Below are 24,220 nucleotides of genomic sequence, written 5' to 3'. Positions count from 1 at the left end.
CTGCAAAAAGGGAGTTCATAAGAACCGCTTAGGCGGGTCGTCGCCCGCTAGCGATCTCTACGGTGAGCAGCGGTGGTCATTATGACGGGTCATATCGACCCGGCAGAGGGCCTCCTGCTCATCTGTGAGTTCTGCGGCTGCGAGATCGAACATCCGAGACAGCGCTGCGCGGCGCTCGAGGATGGGAGGTGTCAGCCGTGACCCGAAACCAACCCGCGCGGGCTCCAAACTGTTCCAAGGCAGTTGCCCGCGCCGGTGGGTGTACGTGTTCAGACGTACCGATTGAACGCCGACCAGCTCCACAAACGGAGGTGGTCTGGCGTGTGTAACCTCTCCTTGGGGTGTGTTGAACGTTACGGCGCGAGAGATCGCGCCGGACGGGATCACACTGGGACGGATACATGCGCACCTTCCATACGGAGGTGGTCGCGATGACCGACTCGGATGACCTCTTCGGGCAGCTCGAAGAGGCCGAGGCAGTTACTGACGACCGGACAGACTCTGTCCAAACATCGGTCGAACAAACAGAAGCGGACGCACTCCGTGCAGATGCGGATACGACAGCCAACTCAACCACATTCACGGAGTCACGGCAACGAACCGTTAACCCCCGATACATCGCCAGATGTCGGTTCTGTCGGTGTAAATTCAAACAGCACCGTATCGCGGTGAGGCACGAGGGCAGGTGCGACACTGAAGTAGTCTCACAGTGTCGATACTGCCGAGAGACGCATACCCGGGACGACGACTCGACCCACCATCTCAAGACATGTGAGGCGTACCAGCGCGCCGAGAAGCGTTCCGGAGAACAGAGCGAGGCGGACACGACCGACACTGACGAGGCCACCGAGGAAGCCGACTCTGACGATGAGCACTTCGCCCGTACGTTCATCGACCCGCAGCCCCACGAGTTCCACGCATATCTCAAATGGAACTGTGAGGACCTCGATAATCCGCTCCGATCGTACTTTGGCCTGCGCTCCCTCCAGGGAGAGCACGACTTCGAGCAGCACGGGCGACTCAGGACGACGGCCGAAATTGACGGGACCGAGTGGAACGTTGAATTCGGATTCAAATCCTCCGGTCTTGCCCCACGCGCTGCCGAGAATTTCCAACTCGATGAGGTCCGGGAGTACCTCGTGTATGTCTATCCGAGGGGGTACGACTCGTGGGGTGCTGCCAAGTCAGAAGCTCGGAAGCGCGCGTACTTCCGAATCTCTCCTCGGTGGCCAGACATCGAGACAAAGCAGGGGAACAGAGCGATGTCCAACCCCTACGACTTGGAGGGGTACGACGTCGAGGTTGAGGGGTCATACTGGAACTTCGAACAGTACCCGACGGTGCTCCGGCAGTCGCTTGATGCGCTCGCGACGCGCCAGGGTTTCCGATTCAACAGTCCGACGCCCATCTATCCGGCGGACTTCGACGAGGATCGGCTCCACAAGTCGTCGAACATCGTTGACGCGGAGCTATACGTCAGAGTGCTCAAAGGGGAGACCGGTGAGGTCATCGCGTACGACGGGACGCTTCACGAGATCTCTTTGTTGCTCGCCGGCGACCGCGAAGGGTACACGAAGTCGGTTCGTGACGACCGGGAGTGCCCTGGTCACTACCATACTGCGACTATCGACTCGCGTCGTGCCGGCAAGTTAGTCGGCAGCCATGACCTAGCGAAAGAGTTCAAGCACTACCACATGCGAAACCCCGACGCAGTCGAGGGGACAGCGCTCGAAAATCCGAAGATTGGCGTCTCCTTCCAGAACTCGATCCACGACGACACGCTGTACTGGAAAGACCTCGACACGCTCGTCACGGAACTCGACGAGGCGCTGTTGAACGTTCTCAACTGGTCGAGCATTCCGACCCGTCCGGACGGCCAGATGTTCGTCGACGACGACTACTTCGAGGTAACCGGATCTCGACGGTGGCGGAAGATCCTTCCCGACCGTCTGCCGCGAATAGAGACCAAACAAGACGACCAGATCTTCGGGACGGCGACACAGATGAACGAGACGGACACGGAGCTGGTCGAGACGCTGCTCACGGACGGCGGAGAGACGTCGCCGAAGGAGTTGGCCCATTCCATCGGTGTTCATCTCGACACCGTCTATCGCGCTCTCAAGCGGCTCTCGCCGCTCGTGGATCATACCTACGGAGAGGTTCAAATCGGGTCGAAGTACATTGCCCAGGAACTGACGGGCTACATCGACTCGGTGTCGAACAGCATCAAGTCCGGTCTTGAGAACACGCTTGACGGGCTCACCAGAGCAGAGGCTCACGGCGGTGACGACGACCCGTGGAGTCGCTGGCTCGACAGATACGGCGGAGAGATCAGTCGGACGGAAGGCGTTGATCCCGATCAGCTCGACATCGGTTTCCAGCCCGATTCCCTCGCTGAGGCCCGTCGGCTTCTCCGGAGTGGGGCGAGCCAGTGGTCGAAGGTAACGGGCGAGAAGTTTCGGAAGTTCGCGTTCGAGTTCGCGCCAAAGATCACCCTCATCGACGGTCGTGTATACGAACCCAGTCACTTTGCCGACGCGTTAGGAACCCCCGGCTAGCTCGGGGACTCGTGAGAGGCATCACTATCGATCCAGGCATTTAGCGGTTCTTTTTGCTGCTTTCTCGCGGTGTTCGCGAGTGCTTCGTCGATGATCTGATCCCTGAGCGACTGCACGGTTTTTCCCACCGGCGTAACTTCGATGTGGGGTACCCAACTCTCAGTTACGTGTGTGGCTAAGGAGCCACTGGAGTAAACCACTGTCTCGCTTCGCTCGACAGATTACAGCAGAAACGCGGGGGTCGGCGCGCCTGACTCGGCGCGCCGTGTAATAGTTACTTGCAAGTACGATTCAAATTGGTGAATCCAATGTGTGGTAACGTGACTCAGGATAATAATATAAACCTCCGGTAGCAAAGGATTGGTACTCATGAAGAAGCAGGAGCTTATCCACCTTCACGGCCTCCTCGCAGAAGTACGAAAGCAGTGTGAATTCTGGGACGAAGATATTGACCTGGATGCCTACGAGGAACTCGGCGTCAAACCAACATCCATTCACAAATCGAAGACCGACCACAAAGCCGCTGTTTTCAAGCTAACCGGGGGGATTACAGAGCCGATGGAAGAAGAGCAGTCCGAGCCTCTCGCTCCTACTGCTGACTGAAATTTCTGCTGACGTACCGATAACTTCGACACAATCAGTACCAACAGTTTTCGATTAAGCTCTGAGATTTAACATCCATTTTTTCCTGCTAGTTACTGAATAATCCCATCTCTACCGCTTGAGATATCAGAGGATTAGGAATTTTCACCCTGATATTGTAACCACTAGCGAATACTCTGGTTTGACATTAGTTTGTCAACAGATTAATCACATAGGATATTCTTTTATTGAAATATGGATGACGAATTTATCCAATACACACAAGATGGATTACACGTTTCATCAGTAGGACATGAGATTCAACTGTGGGGAATACGTGATGATGGTGATGTAGATCTAAAAGGAATCTCGATTCATTGGCCAGATGATTGGGAATCTTTCAATCCAAGCGGATCAAGGGATCCACCAGTTACTCGTTTAGAATGCGCCTCAGACCTCGCAGAGAGAGCAGAAGTGCCACTTATCTGGATTGGTGAGGCGAGAGCTGACTGGCGAAGCCTTAGAGGGGAAGCGGAGGTTGGGCAAATAAGTCCTAACGGAAATTCACTAACAGGATCGACTCAATTTGTCGGACTTGATGATCTCGAAGGTGAACTTCAAGATATTATGGGAACATCTCTTCCAGCTGGGGAGACAAGTAAAAACATCAACCGATCAGTAACGCCGGTTCAAAACTGGGTCCGAAATAACATGCCGATTCAATACTCAGTAATCGATGTCGATATCTTGGTCGGCGATGGAAATGGAACCGCTCTCGGTCAAGTCGAAATTAAACGGAGTGACTGGCCTGGATCAGTCGAAGATTGGTGGCCATTCTACGAAGACCGTCGTAATTACTTCCTCTTAGCTGACTCTGCTTCACGGAGTGGCACTGAAGCGATTATGATCCATCACCCGATGGAGAGACTAAATGATGATACAGGGGTCGGATATTATGGCAATCTCTCCCGAAATTCTCACTCTAGTTCTGTTTCGGACCCGCCCGATGAATCAGATGCCCGCACTTGGTTGGATTTCGATCTGGACTATTTGTCTGCCGAGGACGCAAAACAACAGCTACTTGATTTATGATTATCTAACAGAGTTTGCTTTGTTACTAGAGGGGGTTTTCGACCTAGTTAGCCACTAAACTCCGAAAGTCCCTGTTGCTGAGGACTATTATCTTGGAACGCCATCTCAATTTGTCCTTCTAGTTCGTCAAGCTCCTGAATGAGCGGTTCCACTTCTTGGCCTTTAGTGCGGCGTGCCTGTTTGATCGTTTCAGCCATCTGCTGAACCTCCTCCGTTGTCACGTCAAGATTGAGAGCGTTGATAAACACCTCATCAATATCATTCAGTCCCTCTCCATTTCCATTCGTCATTTTCTCGAATCCATTCTTCACCTTCGACGCTTGTCTATCAGAGAGAGAATTAGGGTTGAGTACTCGTAGCGAACGGAGATCAGACCCAGAGAGGTTAATTGCGCCGCCACCCGTGACTCTTCCGTGGCTTTCGATAACGATCTTAGTGATACTTGAATTGAGCAACCCGAGAAGAAGCTCAGCGTCCCCATGCGGCTTCACCAAGAGGAATCGATTACTGGGAACTATATCTTGGTTCGTTTTGAAGAAGAACAATCGGGTGTCCATTGCCTGTGGACAGATGATTGGTGTAAGTTTGTCTTCTAGCGATCCCATATTGAACCAAGGATTATAGTTCTGGATTGACTTGTTTGTCCGCGACGACTGATTGTCGGCCCACTGTAAATACGAGAGGACGCCATCGTATCCATCGGTACGGAGCGATTGTAAGACTCGGTCTTCCAGGTCGCTGGTTTCACCGAATCCCGATGTCGACATGATGTCGTTAACATAATTGTTCATATCAAGCATCCACTTTGTGGCGTCATCGGGAGTATGCTCAAATCCGTCAACTTCTTTTACGCTCTTGATTGCAGGGCGTAGGAACTCATCTTCGATGTTTCGTGACCTGATCTCGTCCTCGTCGAGAATGAAAATTGGATTTGCTCCCGTCTTTTTTCCACGGGTTATATCCGCTACGTCTGATAGCGGAATTGTGTTGTTATGTTCGAGAACGGCCGTATATAGTGCTGGCGCGTTAATATAGTGATGAAGTTTCTCCTCGACATTCTCCATCAAATACGATTGATCGACTGAAATAGTCCGATAGTTCGGCCTACTGTGAATCTTCATGAACGAGTCATCCGGAATGGCATAATCTCGATCGATAACACGGATCGCGTCATCTGGATCGATCGGGCTGTTAATTCGGACAAAGTTCGTTTCTGTGTTTTTCCGCTCTTCCGGGTCTTCACACCGTTCGATCATTAGCAACACTGTATCGACGAGAGCGCTCTCGAAAACACGTTTCCGAAATCCGACAACGGCTTCTACCTTGTAGTGATCGAAGAGGAACTGCTGAAGACTGGGGCCGTAGTCAGCAACCATCCATTTTGTTGGAATGATCCAAGCCAGTCGTCCTCCCTCACGGAGGAAACTTGTGATGTGGGTGAGGAAATAGCAATAGAGGTCACTTCGTCCGTCGATTTCTTTCTCCCCATCGTAGTATACCTGTTTTGAGCTCGGACCAAACTCTTTCAGGTGTTCTCGGAAGTGGTCTCGATTCGGGTAGAGATACTCTTGGCGGACGTATGGGGGATTAGCTGCTGTTGCATCGAACTTTCCGATCGGTTCGTTAGATCCGTCTGCTTCCTCGCCGCGAACACCGAGGCGGCTACTCTCGAACCGCATTGTGTCGGGATCGAGATCGAAGAAGTCTGCATGATATGCAAACAGCTCATTCGTGGGTTGGTGAATATTTCTCGTCGCGAGGTTCAGTGCAGTGAGGTGTAGCGGGAATTTGTTGATATCCACTGCGGTAATATTCCGGATGATTTCTTCGTGGGAGAGCCCATCCAGTTCCTCCATCCGTTTATATGCCTCCACGGTGATTGAGCCGGATCCACTACACGGATCGAGAAATCGATCGTTGCTTGACTGGATCGCCCAGTTAGAGAGAATAGATCCGATCTCATCTGGTGTGTAAAATTGACCGAGTTCTTTCCGCTCTTCGACGGGGATGAGCTCCTGGTAGATTTGTCCGGCCACGTCAACGCTGATATCTCGTAACGGCTCCTCCTCGATACTCCGAGTGAACGAATGGAGTCGTGTCCGGGTGAGATCGTTCTCAGGGATTTGTTTGAAGAACTCGCTGTCATTCTTGAAGATCGCTTCGTAGTCGATCTCCTCCATAATTGACTGGAAGCAGTCTTCCAGATGCTGATCGAGTTTATCGACTGAAACGCCGCCATATATCTGATTTAACGGGAACCCGCTCTCTGTATCCACGTCTTGTTCCCGGACGAGCTCGTAAAACACGACACGATTCATCAACAGATACGCGTATTGCTGTGCAGCAAGCTTGAACGTCCGCTCCACGCCGGGATACTCGAACGGATAATCGTTCTCCCGAGCCCACTCAACAAGCTGCTCTTCGAAGTGTTCGTTCTCGTTGAACTCCCGTTCAATCAGCTCCTGATACGTCGGATAAATACTGGTATGGAAACTACGTAGCCGGCTAACAATCAGATCGTCGAACTGGAATACCCGTCCCCTGCCTTCCTGTAGTTCCTTGATATCTTCTAAAAACTGCTCGAAAAACTGTTCTAGCGAGAGATTTCTCAAATCATAGTGCTTCCGGTCAAGTTCCGTGATACTGGTTGCGGTTTCGGTTCTCCGGAAGAGGAACACGTCGTTTTCGTTCGCGGTCGCGAACAGCTCAACGCCTTTGTCTCGGGCGTATCGATGACCCTGCTTAACCACTTCGTACGAGTGGGGATCAATATCGCCACGTTTCACTTCGATAACAACGCCCTCCCGAAGATTGGATGGAAGATAGATGTCGATGAATCCTGTTTTCGTTTTTTCTTCTCCTATTGGCTCATTGAAGTCAGATTCGTTTTCATTTATGTAGTCTTTGAACGATGAAAACAGGCGAGCGTGAAACTCAAATTCCGCTGGCATAGCCAATCTGTATCAACGGAAGGATATGAAGGTTAACATCCCAGAACCCACAGATACACTTCGATCATACCGTTTCAACGTACTGTAATGTGAATGAAGAGGACAAGTTCAGCATGACGGATTCCTTTGTTTTCGTTGATGGAACTATATTAGAGATGCGTGATAAGAATGTTTTTCGAGTGATTAGTCTTGGTGGTGTCGTTGGTAAGTCTCGGAGCGAGAGTGTATGTTTTGGACCGTATCAGAATAGATCACCTATTTGAAATCCGAATACGATTATCGATGTGGTATGACCGGAATCGTGATTCTCCCCGCTGGTCGCGACGACGCTTTCGAGGACTACAAGCGGTTCGTCCGAGACGGGCATCCGATTGACGACATCGAGTCCTATCTCAGTGAGGATGACCTCGAACTGTTTCGGACAACATCTGACGAAGATCTCGTCCATGTTTGGGGCACCTCGGTAGACGGTGCGTGGCGGAACGTCGAGCGCAACGACATCGTTCTCGTCTACCATGATGGAGAGTTCATCGCGAGGGGTCAAGTCCTTCAACTGCGGCACGACCCCAACCTCGCGGAGTACCTCTGGAAGGAGAACGTCAACCACGGCCGATGGGACGATGAGAGCCCTTGGGAATACATGACCTTCCTCACTGATGTCGAGGAGGTCGAAGTCGACATCGAGGAGTTCAACGAGCTCGTCGGCTACGACGAGACCTACCGTCCCCAGGGGTTTACCCGAGTCGCCGACAAGCGCCTCGACCAACTCGCCGGGGAGGAGTCGGTTGAGACCGCCATCGCCGACTTGACCGATGCCGGCGAGCGTGTCCACCCTGTCGACGACGAAGACGACGAGGACGACGGACCAACCCCCGACCTCGCCAACCAACTCCGTGCGGCCAGCACGGACGGAACCGCCCACGAGGAGTTCGAAAAACTCGTCGCGAAGGCCTTCTCCCAGCTGGGGTGTACCGCCGACTGGATCGAGGGAGGGGGTGACACCGATGTGGAGATCCGATCCCCGGAACACGTCGTTGTCGAAGTTAAGGCTCGGGGTAACGGGCGAGTCAACTCCCTTGAGGTCACCAATGTGGACAAGCATCGCCGCCAACGAGGGGCCGACCATGCTATCGTGGTTGCCCCCGGATTCGCCCCGAAGGTCATCGACAACGCCGAGACGACCGACCTGACTACCCTCGCCGTCGACGACCTCGTCGAGCTCCTCGACCGCCGGGACCGATACGCCGTTCCCCCGGAGGAGACCCTTGCTCTCCTGACTCGCTCCGGGGCCTTCCAAGATGATAGGCTCGACCTCCTCGACGAATCTATTCAGGACCGTACCGACGCCGGGGAGACCCTCCTCGCGGTCATTCGGGCCCTCAAACGCGCTGACGGCCCCGTGGAGACGGCGGAGGACGTCCGATGGATCGTCGTAGGCATGGAGGACTCCGACGACATCCCGACCACCGAGGAGATCCGGTCCGCCCTCCAGCTCCTCGCCCACCCCACTGTGGGGGTCGTCGAACAGGACGAGGAGGGGTATCGGGCCACCACCGACTACGAGAATGGGGTGCAGTTGGTCCGGTCGCTTGGGGAGGTCGTGCAACCACCAAGGGAGAAAGAATAGGTTGAGGCTTCCGGCCCGTTCTATTTGTGCCAGTCTGTTACGTCGATATCTCGGGCACATCGGTTGCTGATGACTTCCAACCGATCCCCCGAACATATGGCCGATCCGGGACGTTGGGGAGGCATGCATCGAACCGAATTCGGACGTTTTGCCCGACAGAAAAGGCCGTTCATCCGATAGAACCCGGTATCACGAGCCGTGTTTGACTGACACCCAATCACCCCGACCAACTGCCAGTGGTATTGGAGGAATCCCCGACCAACTGGACCCGCTTAATAGGTGACGAGCCCCGGCCTGCATAATCCAGATACGGTCGTTTCGCCCGGCGAAAATAGGGGTTTAGCCGATAGAATAATTCGCAACGTTTGAAACAAAGGCGATCTTCGTCGTCACCGGAGAGTCCCCGGCGATTACCGGGGTCGAGGGGTCGGTTTTCAACCATTTCACCCCCGTCGATAGGGAATAGTCCCTACCCTCCCGAAAACGAATACAGCTATTTCGCCCGGCGAGAAAGGCGATTCTCACGACGGAACGGGGTTATTCGCCGACCCGTTCATGTGTTGCTCACTGAAGCCTGCCAGCTTTCGGCCATTACCCGACCAATTCCTTCCGATGAGCCGGGGAGACTCCCTCCCGAGTCCCCCAACGGCTGTACCCGTATCTCCAAATCCGAATTTCGACGTTCTGGCCGAGCGAGATTCCGGTTCTACGGATAGATCGGATTTACTTCCACCGGGGATCTTCCTCACTGTCGAGCTCCTGTTTTCTTCCCGGCTCTCCCAGTCCTCAGTGCCGGCCTATCTACTCGTGGAGTACCCATCACCCCCGACAGAGACACTCGTGTGACACCCGAGTCATATCGACGAGGTGCCGGTGGATGTCGTCGGCGAGCCGGTACATCGCCTCGGCCTGTTCCTTCGTCGCGATCCCGAGCCTGTAGTAGGTCTTCGTTCGATTCCGGTTCCACAGCTCGGCAAGGTCCTCTCCAAACGCGTCGTCGTAGAGGCCAATCTCGGCACCACGTTGGTAGAGCCGTCGGTGGCTGCTGATGACCTCCGCGGCGGACATGGCCCCGTCGTGGATCAACCGAAACTGGATAGTGCGCTCGATGGCGACGAACGCCGACTCGATCACGACCGTGTAGTACCCTTGGTCGAGGAGGTTCGATCCGACCTCCAATAGCCGGCAGGCACGGCGAAGTTGGACTAACTCTGCGTCGTCGACGTCCAGTCCCTCCTCGATCGTTCCGGGACTACCCTCGAAGGTCCGCTCGGCCTCCACCAATTGGTCTCGGATATCGTTATTCATCGGCGTACACCTCGGTCCGGAGCTCGGAGAGTTGATCAGAGCCCACCAAGGTAATCCCGTCGTTGAACTGGGGACGGAGTTGGTCACCAATTCGTTGGACGCTGTCCGTCGATTCGACGAGCGGCTGGTACGTGTACCGGTTCCCCTCGAACCGTTGGTCTTCGAGATCACTAACGACCGACTGAACAGTCCGGCGAGCTGCAGTTCTATCTTCGTCGACAATCACCAATAAGTCGATGTCGCTGGTCCTATCTGCTTCCCCCCGAGCGACGCTTCCGAACAGGACGACTCCGACTAACTCATCCAACTCGTCCTGGAGTTGTTGCAGAAACGCCCGAACCGGTTGGTGAAACTCGCCCTGCGGGATCGAGAGAATCGGGTCCGGTTTCGTGAGCCGGTCACGGTTGATCCGGACCTGCTGGGTTCGTCCGTCCTGTGCTGTTTCGATGACGTCGAGATCGGAAAGCAGCCTGACCGCCTTTGAGATCGTCCCTTGATTTGCCCCTGTAAGATTCGCAAGCTCGCTCATCGAGTACGTCGCATACGGTTGATCGATGAGAACGTCGAGAACGTCCTGCATTGCTTGGTAGCGGAATACCCGATCCTCCGGAAACGGATACTGCAACTCTATTGAGATAGAATCTTTCTTATTAGGCATAGAATTCCTATTAGGAAACAGAATGAAAACTCTGGCGGTGAACTGGTCCAATTACGACGTGCTGGATTGCAACTCTCTTAGTTCGGTCTCTATGTCCGCATTGCCTCTCCGATTCGTGTCTCGGTCGGCTCTGCAAGGTATGGCTCGATGGCAGAGTAGTCAGACCACCCACCGACACTCATCATAGTCCGGACGTCGACTTGGCGCTCGACGAGATGATACGTTGCCCAGGACCGACGGAGATCATGCGACGAGACTGACTGCCAGCGTGGGTCGCCAGTTTGCTCTGAAACGGCGTGAGCTGCTTCCTTAACCCATCGACGAACAGAGGGGGTACTGGCGTCGACCCACGGGTCGGATAGGCTGAGGTCTCGTTCACGGCTGTATTTGTGGATGTCCTCGGCGACGTCGTCAGGCATCCATGCGTCGCGTGTTGTCTTTGACCCGCCTTTCGTATTCTTCCCCTGGATCTCGAAGAGCCAGATGTCACCATCGTCGGAGTATCGTAGGTTGCTGTCGTTCGGATAGCTCACTTCTGACGCCCTGAGTCCGCATCGACCCATCAGCTGGACCGCCACCTCACGCTCCCACCCGTTCTCCCCAGCTGTTCGCTCCAGCTGGTCCAGTTCGTCAGGGGAGAGCCAGCACTTCGTCACGTCCTCGCTGTCGTCGATGCGAACCATAATCGGATATCATAGTAAACCCGGTTATAGATTTGTTTTCTTGAGGCCAACTTCACCGATTAGTGCCGTCCAACGGCTAGTTCGTAATCGGGTTATACAATAACTCGATTAAACATTCTACCTTCTCAGATAAAACAGCCATTCACGGAATCCTGTATATTGACCATTGACTCTGTTGAAAATCCAACATATCCAGTGACCTGTAACCAATATAATACGAACTCAACATACATATCCGCGTAGCAGGAACACTATATGTGCAGTCTATCTGAGTAACTAACAACGCGATGGATGATATTCTAACAGATGATGTTCTACTCCAAGAACTACAGCGGCTTTCTGATGCACTCGAACATCCTCCATGTAAGAGAGAAATATCGCGGTACGGTGAGTTCTCAGACTCAGTGTATCAATCCAGATTTGGATCACTGGCAGAGGCTCGTAACGCAGCTGGGATCAGTGAACAGACGGTCCCGTTCCCGACATCACCTGTCGACCAAGGCTCTCCTCAGCAACGGGACCCACCCTCGCACAATGATCTACTAAAAGACCTATATTTGATACTGAGCTCGGTAGGGCGACGACCCAACGACACAGAGATTCAACAGTTTGGAATATTCGAGTTAGAGGATTTTGTCGCACAGTTTGGTTCACTTAGAGCTGCCATCGAACGCGTTGAAGAAGGACTATCTGGAGAAGTCTACACGTTGGATGGCCTTTGTGAGCATCTGAGAACTCTTAGAGACAGCTTAGGTCGTCCTCCCTTGGCTACAGATGTCCTCCGCTCAGGTACCATCCCATTACGGAAGTATGGTGCGTACTTCCAGTCTTGGGAAAGTGCGTTGGATCGTGCAGATATCCCGTCAGGAGGGTATTCTGCAACCTCCAAAGATGCATTATTAGAGGGATACGTAGACCTGTGGGACCGTCTAGGTAGACCGCCGCTCCCGGAAGAGGTCACAGAGTACACTCCCTACTCAAAACTAACCTATATTCGCCGATTCGGTAATTGGGGCAGTCTTCTCAGAGCGGCGAACCGAACATCTGATATCTCGGCTAACAACTACCAGAATTCCACAAAGCTATTGCTTGCACTCGATCTTCGTCGAGTATCCGAACAGACGGGTGGGAATCACACGATTCAGGCGGTTAATACACATAGTCCTCACAGCATTGAGACGTACCAGAGTGAATTTACGCGATGGGAGACTGCTGTAGAAGCTGCGGGGCTAACTCCACAGCAGGAAATGTCCGGATTGAGGGCAGTCTCTATAGACGACGTTCGCAAGACATTCGAGACAATAACAGAGACAACTCCGGTTCCGTCGTTCGAGACTGTCCTTGATGAGGAGATAATAGATCCGTACGCCCTCTTCAATAAGTTCGGGTCGTGGAAACTGACAACGACGATTGCAGGCGTGCCCTATCGTCAACCGCAGAACCAAGACAAGTACCTATTTCCGAGTGATGCTGCAGGCCTCACCTTCGAAGATCAGCTTCGTATTGACGAAGGACTGGGTAGTGACACGGTATTGTTGGATGATCTTGACCGTGTCACAGACGAGACGGGTAGTATTCCGCGACCACTTGATGTCGAAATTCTTGGGGCATACTCTCCGCAAACGTATCTCTTGAGGTTTGGGTCATGGGAGGATGTTGTGAACTGTTCTACCTCCGATGCTGATGATTGGTCAGCGATGCGGCCGACTCAGCGCAAAGATATCTTTGGCTCTCTTCTCTTGACTCTCGAGAGATGTGCTGTGCAAACTGGTCAGAATCCTACTGAGACCACCATCGATACGTGGACTGACCGTACCTCAACTTCGTATATCGCTGCGTTCGGCGAGTTCAACACAGCTGTCGACTGTGCTGGTGTGCGCACTGACGAACCAACCGAGTACGCTCGCGATGTTTTGACCGCCGACTTGTACCGTCTAGAACAAGAATTTGGAGCGAGACCGCCAGAAGAAGTTCTCTCTCATCTCTTAGCATACGAGACTGAAGTTATTACAGATAGATTCGGGTCAATGCGAAAGGCGTGGACTGCAGCGAGAAATGCGGGGCCGGAGCATATCAGCAAAAGCTACGGCCCTGAGGAGGTTGAAAAATACCGAGCGAGGTTGCTATCGGAGGTACCTAACCTAGAAGATGTGTCGGGTGAGCTCACACCGTATCACTTGGCACAGAAGACACCGTTCTCACCAGAGACGTATATCTCGATGTTTGGGAACGTTGAGAACGTTATCGCAGCAGTCAACGATAATTCTAAATCAGAAACAGAGTGTAACGGTCGTGCGTCAACTGTGTCCAGCGAAATGAGAACAGAGATATCCTCGGCACTTTGGGATATTGCCTCAGAATCAGGATCCCCCATTCAGATTATCCCGGATTTGTACGAGAATACAGGCAAGATCTCCATCTCCACTATCGAGGAGCAGTATGAGGACTTTACAACTGCGGCGAACATGGCTGGGCTCGAAACAGAAAATCGGACAGACATCCCAACAATGTGGTATCCACCCCTCGGTATCGATCTCGTCAAGGAACTCGAACGGGTGAGTGATGTAGTCGGAGGGAAGCCAACTGTCGATGAAATGAACGCCGAAGGTCAAACTTCAGTCTCTACCTATGTCCTCCGATTTGGTTCGTGGGAGGCAGCCTGTGATAGCGCACTCTCATCGGATAATTCGGGCGTGAACACAGCAACAAATAATACGACGACTGAAAGGAGTCCAACGAGAACAGATACGGTGTATTCTCGAGCCCGTTTGTTGCATGCGATTAAATTACTAGCAGACGACTTAGGAGAATTGCCAACTGAGGACGACATGAATCAATATGGCACAATGAGTATAGCATCAATTTACGATCGCTTCGGTTCCTGGGAAAATGCGTTAATCGAGGCTGAACTCATTCCAGCTGAGTCATCGATTAATCTGCACACACCTACCGAAGAGCTTGATAGATATATCGCTGGCCTCAGTATCCGAAGCATCACGGAACTCGAAGATGCGGGATACGAGACTGTCGAAGATTTGCGTCAAGCAACGAAGTCTGAGCTGACCTCTGTCCCACAGGTTGGTCCTGTGACTGCTGAGAAATTACTTCAATATACCAAATAATTGCTCTGTTGAGGTCATGGGGAGACTTCTCCCTGCACTCTGCTGTAGCCGTGTGTACCTGGGGAAGATACATTATACTCGACACCTTCGCTGAGGCGTTCGATATGGGTCATAAACGCCCTGAGGTCGAACGCCTCATTCACTAATTTAATGCGGTTTCCAGATACTAGTTGAATTTATCGCAATTGGATATCATGACCGGCCGCCGTGGGTGCGGCGCATCGGGAACTCGAACCGTGACGACCTCTTAGACGCAATTGTACGCGCGCTCACTGTAAAAGTTGGAGACGGTGGATTCGAACGGGTTCGTGACCATGTGAAGGAGGAGACAGAGTTGGTCCTACGAGATAGGGAGGGGCTTCTGATGCAGATTGTCTACGTAAGTCACTGTATGGGCTACTCAGAAACAAAAAAGTTCTACTAAGATTATCATTGAACCCACGTCCAAATCTCTAGACGACTCTGTTGGGTATCCAGCACAGATTGCGCCTTCAGTTCGGAGATTTCAGAGAGTACATTGTGCGCAATATCGGGGTTACATCCAAACGCTGCCGCCACGTCTTCAGTACTTACAAGCTGCTCTCGAACGCCTTCGAGGAGTGCAAGAACATTCTCGGGCGTCACATCCTTTTCCCGCATCGGCTCGTTCTCGATAACAGTATAGATCGATCGAGAATCGTTGTCGGATTCTTCGAATATAGAGTCGATGACCCCCTCGGTTATCGATGTAGAGTCCTCCGATTTGTCTTCTTTTCCGTGTCGAATCCGCCGTTCCATTTCAGCCTGCTTGATTTCCTCTATAGTGTCATCAGAAGGAGAGTAGTCTATAGTCGGCTTATTCTTGATTTCGGAAGGATCAATCGATGAACTGTCGGAATCTATGACCGCATCTTCTTTCTCGATTCCGAGTTCGCTGGGATCGATTCTCGCTTGGGCGTCAACAATATCGATATCAGAGCCCAGATACTCCGAGAAAAGGGTCTCAAGAACAGCTTTCTCCCCGTCGGGATACCCCGATTTGAACCAGACACGAAGCGTACTCAAATCGTCAACATCGATCGGGACGCCCTTCGATAATTGAAGTAAATCGTAAAGCCGATTTGCCGGAACTGGACCTCCCGACTCGATCTGAGTAATGAGTGTATCAATGTCGTGTGAACGGATGACATCAACGTCGAAGCTCACGGAGATCTCAACGGTTTCACCGAAATACTTCCGAGCAAAATCCTTCTCAGCCTCTTCGATGGCCCGTACTAGGAGTCCTTCAAAGTCGTATCGTTGCTCCTTGAGGCCTAGATATGTCCAATAGAGCATCGACTGAATGCTCTCCTGAAACTGTACCTCCTCGACACCGGCTTCCTCAGCTGGACTCTGAAAGATCCGTTTTCGGTCTCGATCCCGAAGTGAGTACTGGAGAAGAGAAAAATCAAGGAGAGCGTTCGCCGTTCGTTCTCGGATATCCTGTCGACGATTCGAATACTGTTGTTTATGATCGTACTCCTTGAGTCCGATCAAGAATTCCCTATCTGCCGGTGTGAGAAACCCTCGAGGCCGATCTGTTGCAGACGACATAGTAAAGTCATTTCATCATTACTACTCAGTGGAAATATATTTACCGGGGTGTATCATGTCTATCAACGCTGCCACAAAGGCGGCCGATCACGACCCAGCAATGACGACCGATACCAGAATCCCAGTCTCACGCGCGACACGTGAGCTAGTCAAAGCCCAGAAGCGCGGTGGAGAAACCTACGACGATCTCCTCCGTAATATGGTCACGCAGTACGACCCAGACGAGGCGAAGAACTAACTGGGGTCCCTGAGTCGTGACTCGCTAAGAAGAATCGAATGACGCGGGGGGAAGGCCCTAAACCAATCCCCAACGCGTCGAAGCGACCAATCAGGAGCGAACCGGTGAACGGCGCTCCGTATGCCTACCTTCGCAGGCGTACGGTAAATGCGTTTTCCTCACCCGCGTTCGCTCCGGGTTCGCCGGACCCGAAATCGGCGACACACCGAACGAATGCAAATCGACACCAACGTTCACCGCGAACGCATCGACTACGACTACCCATACGCCAATACCCTCACCGAGGGTGAGGAAGAGCTCTACTGGTCCGCAACGAAGGACGCAGAAGACGCGCTCGCGCGAATCGCAAACGTCCAAGAGCGTCGGAAGGGTGAGAACGGAGAAATCCGATCCGTTCTCCTCTCTGATGAATTCCGAGAGCTCGACGACGCCATCAAACAGCTCGATGAGGCCACAACAATTCTACACCTCATCGAAAGAGCTGCAGAGTGGACGGAAAAACGGGAGGGAACCCGCTCGAAGTCACTAAACGAGCTTTTCCACGAGCCGGATATTCCGTCGAACCACACTGGGGTGGAGGATGAGTGAAGCTGACGGACGCCGAAGTACCTTTGAGGGTTCCGAGGTTCAGGACAGAAGAGGTCCTATGAGCGAGAACCTCGAACCTACGACGCCTGCCGAGGCCGTGGAGTGGTATCTCGCTGAGCGAGAGTCGGACCTCTCTGAGAAGTCACATCAGAACCAGGGTTATCGGCTGGAACGGTTCCTTGAGTTCTGTACCGAATACGAAATCGAGGAGATGAACGCCTTGACTGGCAGAGATCTCCATCGCTACCGCACTTGGAGAAGTAAAGACATCCAGCCAGTTACTCTCCAAGGTGAGCTCCAAACGTTTCGGGTCTTCCTCGAATTCTGTGCGTCTATTGAGGCTGTCGAGCCCGGGCTGAGAGAGCGCGTCAAACTTCCCGATATCGATTCGGGCGAAGAAGCTCGTGACGTGTTTCTTGAGGCCAATCGGGCCGAAGAGATCCTTGATCATCTTGAGCGGTTCTCGTACGCCAGCCGAGACCATGTCATCATGGCTCTTCTCTGGCACACAGGGATCCGACTCGGGAGCCTGCGAACGTTCGACGTCGAGAACTTCGATCCGGAGCAGCAGTGTCTCGACTTACGGCATCAGCCGGAATCGGATACTCCGTTGAAAAACAAACAGGCTGCGGAGCGTTCAATCGCGGTGGGTCCACACTACTGCGACGTGATTCAGGACTACATCGACCACAATCGTCAAGAAGCAACTGACGATCACGGTCGGCGTCCTCTCATCACCAGCCAGTACGGCCGACTCAGTGACCCATCGATCCGGGAAACGATCTACCGTCTCACCCAGCCGTGCGAAATCGGTGAGTGTCCACACGACAAGGAGCCAGAGACGTGTAAATGGAGACAGCACAGTCAGCGGGCTGGTTGTCCCTCGTCTCACTCTCCACACGACATCCGTCGTGGATCGATCACGCAGCACTTGCGAACTGGGACGCCCCAGGAGGTCGTTACTGACCGATCGAACGTGTCGAAGGAGATCCTTGATCAGCACTACGACGAGCGTACTGAGCGCGAAAAAATGCAGATTCGCCGTGACTTCATAGAGGGGATGTAGTCGGATGATACACTCCACTCCACGCGGAAACGGTGCGTCTTCTACCATAGCCTCGGCAGGCACCCGTATTGAGCAAGCCCCCGCGAGTCCACTCGACTCACTTCGTTCGTCTCGTTTCCCCGCTTGGTCTCGTTCGCTTCGCTCACGAGACCCCCGCGAGTCCATGTTTTTTCGTCGCGATCAGTATCGCGAGCGACGCATCACTGTACTGAGCGTGGTCACGTTGGCTCTGCTCACTGGATCCCGCAGTTTACAGCACGTGTACCGGCGCTATTAACAGTGGATAGATATTTCTCAGTCGATCGATAGCCCAAACTCATCGCAGATCACCCCGATTTGCGGAGAGAATCGGGTGACGTGAAGGGGGCGTTTTCAGAGACGGGTTTAGCGCAAGCTTTTGAGGAAATTCTGAAATCCCAAAAAGGACGAAAACAGGCGTATTGTGTGCTCTAGGAGAGTATTCGCATTTGCTCTGAAGAAGGTTTATTTCAGATGGGCGCTGCAGGATTTGAACCCGCGACAACTTGGTCCGAAGCCAAGCACTCTATCCAGACTGAGCTAAGCGCCCCTGTATTCGGTTCATTTTGTGACCGTGTTAAGTCCCGCGATTCTGTGCGGATCCGTTCCGAACGACATCAGTCGGTCTTACTCATCGTGGGCGATCAAAAAGAATATTATTCGTACTGGGTATTGTTTCTGTAGTTAGATGTGTCTTGGTCGTATGGCGTCACAGCCGAATGAGCGGCCCGAATTTCTGCAGCCATCTCTGAGGTGTGCCTATGTATGACCTGAGTCCTCACTTCGAGGAGGAGGTAGAACTCGGCACGAATATCCTGTTGACGGGACCACCCCTGAGCGGCAAGCGGTCGCTAATGTTGGACATGTTGGCGGAAGGAACTGACAGTGGCGACGGTGCTATCATCGTCACGACGAAAGACAGCGGCGACCGCGTATTGAAAGACTACGCTAAACGCACGTCCTACGACGGCAAGCCCGTCGCCGTCATCGACTGCGTCACCCGCCAACAGGGCGTCAGCGACCCGGGAGAGTCGGACCGGATTAAGTACGCGTCGTCGCCCGTCGACATGACGGGAATCGGTATCAAGCTCTCCGAGTTCCTACAGGCGTTCGGCGACCGCGGCATCGACCGAAACCGCGTGATGGTTCACTCGCTGTCGACGCTGTTGATGTACTCGGACTTACAGACCGTGTTCCGCTTTCTCCACGTGTTCACCGGTCGGATCCAGAGCGTGAACGGACTCGGGCTGTTCAGCATTGATTCGACCGCACACGACGATAAGGAAATGAACACGATAAAGCAGCTCTTCGACGGCGTTATTACACTCTCGGAAGACGAGGAACCCGAGATCCGACTCGCCTGAGACAGGAATTCGGGGACGATTCGAGGCGATCCGGAGGATGTTTTACGGTGTGCCGGCGCGTAGTCCGACGCATGCCTATCACTGACGATGCCGCGCTCGACGCCGTGTTCGATGCCGACACGATCGCCGTCATCGGCTGTTCGTCGTCGCCCGGGAAGGCCGCCCACGAGGTGCCGGCGTATCTCCAGCGACAGGGCTACCGCGTGGTTCCGGTGAACCCCTTTGCTGACGAGATCCTCGGCGAGACCGTGTACGACACGCTCGGGGACGTGCCAGTCGAGATCGATATCGTCGACGTGTTCCGCCCGAGCGACGAGGTTCCGGAGATCGTCGCGGCTGTGCGGGATCGTCACGCCGAACGGGGCGACGCCGGCACGGTCTGGCTCCAACTCGGGATCAGCCACGACGAGGCGGCAGCTGAGGCGGAAGCTGACGGGATCGACGTGGTGCAGGACCGATGCATGAAGGTGGAACACGAACGGCTGCGCAGCTAATCGCGAGACGAGGGGACACCGCGTGTTCGGTCGAAACAGCGAATCGAACACACTTATGCCGCTCGTCCGGCTTCGAGGAGGTATGAGCGAGACCGATGTGGAGGCCGACGACGCCGCGGTGACGGTCGTCCTCCCGGATGGATCAGAACTCGACGTTCCGGCGGGAGCGACGGTCGAAGACGTCGCCTACGAGATCGGGCCCGGACTCGGCCGCGACACCGTGGCGGGGAAGATCGACGGCGAACTCGTCGAGAAACACGCCGCGGTCCACGACGGCGCGCAGATCGAGATCGTCACGGATCAGTCCGACGAGTACCTCACGGTACTGCGTCACTCCGCCGCGCACGTCTTCGCGCAGGCGCTCCAGCGACTCCACTCCGAGGCGACGCTCACGATCGGTCCACCGACCGACGAGGGGTTCTACTACGACGTGACCGATGTCGACCTCGACGAGGACGACCTCGACGCGATCGAAGCCGAGATGGATGAAATCATCGCGGCCGACTACGACATCGAGCGGGTCGTCAGGAGCCGGGAGGAGGCGAAAGCGATCTACGCTGACAACGAGTACAAACGACAGATTCTGGAGGAAGAGGCCGACGACGAGGAGGTCACCTTCTACGTGCAGGACGGCTGGCAGGATCTCTGTCAGGGGCCGCACGTCGACTCGACCGGCGAGATCGGCGCGGCGACTCTGCTTGAGGTGTCGGCCGCCTACTGGCGCGGTGACGAGGACAACGACACCCTCACTCGGGTGTACGGCACGGCGTTCGCTTCGGAGTCCGACCTCGAAGAGCACTTGGAGATGCGCGAGCAGGCCAAAGAGCGCGACCACCGGAAGATCGGCCAAGAGATGAACCTCTTTTCGATCCCGACCGTGACCGGTCCCGGCCTCCCCTTATACCACCCACCGGGCAAGACCGTGCTCCGCGAGCTGTCGGACTTCGCGAACGAGCTCAACCGCGATCACGGCTACGAAGAGGTCGAGACGCCACACGTGTTCCGGACCGAGCTGTGGAAGAAGTCGGGTCACTACGAGAACTACAAAGACGACATGTTCCTCCTCGATGTCAACGACGAGGAGTACGGGCTGAAGCCGATGAACTGCCCGGGCCACGCGACGATTTTCGACCAGCAGTCGTGGTCGTACCGCGACCTCCCGCAGCGCTACTTCGAGAACGGGAAGGTGTACCGGAAAGAGCAGCGCGGCGAACTCTCCGGGCTCTCGCGGGTATGGTCGTTCACCATCGACGACGGCCACCTGTTCGTGCGGCCGGACCAGATCCGACAGGAGATCGAATCAGTGATCGAGATGATCTTCGAGGTCGTCGAGACGCTGGATCTGGAGGTCGAGGTCGCGCTGGCGACCCGCCCGGACAAATCCGTCGGCGGCGACGAGATCTGGGAGTCGGCGGAAGAACAGCTCCGCGACGTGCTCGAATCGGGGGGCTACGACTACGACGTCGAGCCGGGCGACGGAGCCTTTTACGGACCGAAGATCGACTTTGGCTTCGAGGACGCGCTGGGTCGCGTTTGGGACGGTCCGACCGTCCAACTCGACTTCAACATGCCCGAACGGTTCGATCTCACGTATACCGGCGAGGACAACGAAGAGCACCAGCCGGTGATGATCCACCGGGCGCTGTACGGCAGCTACGAGCGCTTCTTCATGGTGCTCATCGAGCACTTCGACGGCGACTTCCCGCTGTGGCTCGCGCCAAAGCAGGTTCGTATTCTCCCCGTCTCCGACGAGACGCTCGGCTACGCGCACCGCGTGAAAAACGATCTGGAAGACGCCGGCTTCCGCGTCGAGGTCGAAGACCGCGACTGGACGGTCGGCCGCAAGATCCGCGCCGGCCACGACGACCGGCTCCCGTACATGGTCGTTGTCGGCGACGACGAGGCGGAGGCGGGGACTGTCTCCGTGCGCGACCGCTTCGAGAACCAGCGCGGCGACGTCGACGTCGACACCTTCGTCGATCACCTCACCGACGAACGCGACGAGAAACGGACCCGTCCGGACTTCGTCGACGCCGCCTAGGACCTGCCGCCGCTGCCATCTACGCCCGCCCGTGCGCCAAAGTGGCACACGAACGATCGTTCCGCTGAACTTTTGACGGTCACCGCCGCCATATCCGGTATGAGCGAAACCCCGCAGGTAGAGCGCTCGACGGAGGCCGCGCCCGCGGTCGACGAGCTGACGCCGCCGGACCGAACGCTGATGGGCCCCGGTCCGAGCGACGTGCATCCGCGGGTGCTCAGGGCGATGAGCACGCCACTCGTCGGCCACCTCGACCCGTCGTTCATCGAGATCATGGACGAGGTTCAGGATCTGCTTCGATACACGTTCCGGACTGACAACCAGTGGACGATTCCCGTCTCCGGAACCGGTTCCGCGTCGATGGAAGCCGCGATCGGCAACCTCGTCGAACCCGGCGATACGATGTTGGTTCCGACGAACGGCTACTTCGGCGGTCGAATGCGCTCGATGGCCGAGCGCGCCGGCGGCGAGGTGGTCACGGTCGACGCGCCGTGGGGCGAGCCGCTCGACCCCGTCGACGTCGAGCACGCGTTCGACGAACACCAGCCGGACGTGTTCGGCTTCGTCCACGCCGAGACCTCAACGGGCGTGTTACAGCCGAACGTCCCGGAACTGACCGACATCGCACACGCACACGATGCGTACGTGATAGCCGACTCCGTCACGTCGTTCGGTGGCGTCGAACTGCGGGTCGACGAGTGGGACATCGATGTCGCGTACTCGGGTCCGCAAAAGTGCATCTCGTGTCCACCCGGTGCGAGCCCGCTCACGCTCAACGATCGGGCGATGGACAAGGTGCTCGATCGGGAGGAGCCGCCCAAGTCGTGGTACCTCGACCTCTCGCTCCTTGAGGGGTACTGGGGCGACGAGCGATCGTATCACCACACCGCGCCGATCACGAACGTCTACGCGCTCCGCGAGGCGCTCAGACTGGTCGCAGAGGAGGGAATAGAAGCGCGGTGGGAGCGCCACAACGAGGTCGCCGGCGAGCTAAAAGCCGGCTTACAGGACCTCGGCTTGGAAATGAACGCGGCCGACGAGTACTGGCTCCCGAGCCTGAACGCCGTGCGCGTCCCCGACGGCGTCGACGACGCCGCCGTCATCGATCACCTGCTCGCCGAGTACGATATCGAAATCGCCTCCGGCCTCGGTGATCTCGCTGGCGACATCTGGCGGATCGGGTGTATGGGCCACTCCGCGCGGCCGAAAAATGTCGAGTACGTACTGGCCGCACTGGAGGATGCGCTCGCCGCGCAGGGATACGAGGCGTAGCTCGCGTCCCGCTGTGAGGCCTTGTTTCTCGGGCCCGTCCGAGCCGGAGCTTTTTGTGAGCGAGTCACGTCAAATCCGACCATGGGAGATTCGGCCTGCGACCGGCGGTTCTGTCCGGAGTGTGACTTGGCTGTCTCGTGTGAGCGGGACACCTGTCCGGAGTGTGGTGCACCGATGCGTGACCGTCCGTGACCGTCCGTGACTGTCAGCCCATCGTGTCAGCGTACTTGTCACGGCGGTAGAGGTCGATCTCTTGGGCGGTCGATCCCGGTCGCGACGCCGCGAAGGCGATCGCCTCGGCGACCTCTTCCGGCTCTGTCACCGATCCCGGCTGGAATCGTTCTTCGAACGGCTCGCCGTCCTCGCTGCCGAACTCGGTCCGGACCTCCGAGGGATTGACCACGCTCACGGCGACGCCCTCGTCTCCGACCTGCGCCGCGACGCTGTGAGCGAACCCGCGCACCCACCACTTCGTCGCGGCGTACACGGGATTGAACGGGCGAGGGAACTTCCCAGCGAAGCTCCCGACGACGACGAGCGATCCCTCGCTCGTCTTCAGGTGCGGCAGCGCCTCTCGGGTGAGGAAGAAGGTCCCGTCGACGTTCGTCTCCTGCATCGCCGCGTACTCCTCGTCCGTCATCGTCTCGACGTCGCCGCCGCGCCCGATCCCGGCGTTGGAGACGACCACGTCGAGGCCGCCGAACGCGTCGACGACGGCCGCGATCGCGGCCTCGGCGGTCGCCGGATCGCGGATATTTCCGGGCACGACGAGGGCCTGCGCGTCGTACTCGGTGCGGAGCGCCTCGGCGATCGATTCGAGTTTCTCCTTGCGACGGGCCAACAGTGCGACGTTCGCGCCGCGCTCCGCGAGCGCGTGCGCGGTCGCCTCGCCGATCCCCGAACTCGCGCCCGTCACCAGCACCGCCGCGTCGTCGAGCGTCGTCATGTGCGAACGGTCGCGCAGCGCGCGCATAAAACGCACGCCG

18 protein-coding genes and 1 tRNA gene are annotated in these 24,220 nt (G+C 55.5%); 12 read left to right on the top strand and 7 right to left on the bottom strand.

Translation table 11 applies throughout. The features are described from left to right. Window positions 1-431 precede the first annotated feature (431 nt). The 3 genes from NO887_RS06995 (at window position 432) to NO887_RS06985 (ending at window position 4,232) form a co-directional block, all read left to right on the top strand. Complete coding sequence (locus NO887_RS06995) at window positions 432-2,558, top strand: DUF7845 domain-containing protein (protein ID WP_256417761.1); 2,127 nt, start codon at window positions 432-434, stop codon at window positions 2,556-2,558. Between the two features lie 369 nt (window positions 2,559-2,927). Next, window positions 2,928-3,161, top strand: a complete 234-nt coding sequence (locus NO887_RS06990; protein WP_256417759.1) for a UPF0058 family protein — start codon at window positions 2,928-2,930, stop codon at window positions 3,159-3,161. Between the two features lie 234 nt (window positions 3,162-3,395). Beyond that, window positions 3,396-4,232: a hypothetical protein gene (locus NO887_RS06985; RefSeq protein WP_256417758.1), complete on the top strand. Its 837-nt coding sequence runs from the start codon at window positions 3,396-3,398 to the stop codon at window positions 4,230-4,232. 47 nt (window positions 4,233-4,279) lie between these two features. Here NO887_RS06985 and NO887_RS06980 read toward each other — a convergent pair whose 3' ends face one another. Beyond that, window positions 4,280-7,183, bottom strand: a complete 2,904-nt coding sequence (locus NO887_RS06980; protein WP_256417757.1) for an N-6 DNA methylase — start codon at window positions 7,181-7,183, stop codon at window positions 4,280-4,282. A gap of 289 nt (window positions 7,184-7,472) precedes the next feature. Between NO887_RS06980 and NO887_RS06975 the strand changes: the two genes are divergently transcribed. Next, window positions 7,473-8,810: a restriction endonuclease gene (locus tag NO887_RS06975; protein ID WP_256417756.1), complete on the top strand. Its 1,338-nt coding sequence runs from the start codon at window positions 7,473-7,475 to the stop codon at window positions 8,808-8,810. Between the two features lie 819 nt (window positions 8,811-9,629). Here NO887_RS06975 and NO887_RS06970 read toward each other — a convergent pair. The 3 genes from NO887_RS06970 to NO887_RS06960 all read right to left on the bottom strand — a co-directional run bounded on the left by NO887_RS06970 (window position 9,630) and on the right by NO887_RS06960 (window position 11,459). Then, window positions 9,630-10,118 carry a DUF8154 family protein gene (locus NO887_RS06970; protein ID WP_256417755.1) on the bottom strand — a complete coding sequence of 163 codons (489 nt, stop codon included), beginning with the start codon at window positions 10,116-10,118 and terminating at the stop codon, window positions 9,630-9,632. Further along, window positions 10,111-10,698 (bottom strand): nucleotidyltransferase domain-containing protein, encoded by a 588-nt coding sequence (locus NO887_RS06965; protein ID WP_345780159.1) that lies wholly within the window; start codon window positions 10,696-10,698, stop codon window positions 10,111-10,113. Before NO887_RS06965 ends, NO887_RS06970 begins: the two co-directional genes overlap by 8 nt. Window positions 10,699-10,865: 167 nt before the next feature. Further along, window positions 10,866-11,459: a site-specific integrase gene (locus tag NO887_RS06960; protein ID WP_256417753.1), complete on the bottom strand. Its 594-nt coding sequence runs from the start codon at window positions 11,457-11,459 to the stop codon at window positions 10,866-10,868. Window positions 11,460-11,746: 287 nt separating this feature from the next. Between NO887_RS06960 and NO887_RS06955 the strand changes: the two genes are divergently transcribed. Beyond that, complete coding sequence (locus NO887_RS06955; RefSeq protein WP_256417752.1) at window positions 11,747-14,581, top strand: helix-hairpin-helix domain-containing protein; 2,835 nt, start codon at window positions 11,747-11,749, stop codon at window positions 14,579-14,581. Window positions 14,582-15,010: 429 nt separating this feature from the next. Here NO887_RS06955 and NO887_RS06950 read toward each other — a convergent pair whose 3' ends face one another. Next, window positions 15,011-16,153 carry a DUF8102 family protein gene (locus NO887_RS06950; RefSeq protein WP_465262000.1) on the bottom strand — a complete coding sequence of 381 codons (1,143 nt, stop codon included), beginning with the start codon at window positions 16,151-16,153 and terminating at the stop codon, window positions 15,011-15,013. A gap of 55 nt (window positions 16,154-16,208) precedes the next feature. On the opposite strand from NO887_RS06950, the gene NO887_RS06945 reads away from it, so the two are divergent. The 3 genes from NO887_RS06945 to NO887_RS06935 all read left to right on the top strand — a co-directional run bounded on the left by NO887_RS06945 (window position 16,209) and on the right by NO887_RS06935 (window position 18,045). Beyond that, window positions 16,209-16,391, top strand: a complete 183-nt coding sequence (locus NO887_RS06945; protein ID WP_256417750.1) for a hypothetical protein — start codon at window positions 16,209-16,211, stop codon at window positions 16,389-16,391. 213 nt (window positions 16,392-16,604) lie between these two features. Then, on the top strand, window positions 16,605-16,979 hold the full coding sequence (locus NO887_RS06940; RefSeq protein WP_256417749.1) for a hypothetical protein: 375 nt from the start codon (window positions 16,605-16,607) through the stop codon (window positions 16,977-16,979). Window positions 16,980-17,037: 58 nt separating this feature from the next. After that, window positions 17,038-18,045, top strand: a complete 1,008-nt coding sequence (locus NO887_RS06935; protein WP_256417748.1) for a tyrosine-type recombinase/integrase — start codon at window positions 17,038-17,040, stop codon at window positions 18,043-18,045. A gap of 493 nt (window positions 18,046-18,538) precedes the next feature. Here NO887_RS06935 and NO887_RS06930 read toward each other — a convergent pair. Further along, window positions 18,539-18,613: transfer RNA gene (locus tag NO887_RS06930), tRNA-Arg, on the bottom strand. Between the two features lie 211 nt (window positions 18,614-18,824). On the opposite strand from NO887_RS06930, the gene NO887_RS06925 reads away from it, so the two are divergent. From NO887_RS06925 to NO887_RS06910, 4 genes are all read left to right on the top strand, one after another. Next, a complete protein-coding gene (locus NO887_RS06925) occupies window positions 18,825-19,427 on the top strand; it encodes an RAD55 family ATPase (protein WP_256417747.1) in 603 nt (200 codons plus the stop codon). A gap of 71 nt (window positions 19,428-19,498) precedes the next feature. Beyond that, window positions 19,499-19,921 (top strand): CoA-binding protein, encoded by a 423-nt coding sequence (locus NO887_RS06920; protein ID WP_256417746.1) that lies wholly within the window; start codon window positions 19,499-19,501, stop codon window positions 19,919-19,921. Between the two features lie 55 nt (window positions 19,922-19,976). Then, window positions 19,977-21,962 carry a threonine--tRNA ligase gene (gene thrS, locus NO887_RS06915; RefSeq protein WP_256417745.1) on the top strand — a complete coding sequence of 662 codons (1,986 nt, stop codon included), beginning with the start codon at window positions 19,977-19,979 and terminating at the stop codon, window positions 21,960-21,962. Between the two features lie 99 nt (window positions 21,963-22,061). Then, complete coding sequence (locus NO887_RS06910; RefSeq protein ID WP_256417744.1) at window positions 22,062-23,234, top strand: pyridoxal-phosphate-dependent aminotransferase family protein; 1,173 nt, start codon at window positions 22,062-22,064, stop codon at window positions 23,232-23,234. Between the two features lie 205 nt (window positions 23,235-23,439). Here the strand turns inward: NO887_RS06910 and NO887_RS06905 are convergent, their stop codons facing one another. After that, on the bottom strand, window positions 23,440-24,180 hold the full coding sequence (locus NO887_RS06905; protein ID WP_256417742.1) for an SDR family oxidoreductase: 741 nt from the start codon (window positions 24,178-24,180) through the stop codon (window positions 23,440-23,442). Between the last annotated feature and the right edge of the window lie 40 nt (window positions 24,181-24,220).

The organism is Halorubrum laminariae (genome assembly GCF_024494655.1).
Classification (GTDB): domain Archaea; phylum Halobacteriota; class Halobacteria; order Halobacteriales; family Haloferacaceae; genus Halorubrum; species Halorubrum laminariae.
Note: the sequence above shows the minus strand (reverse complement) of the source record. Positions and strands in the feature narration are given on the sequence as shown.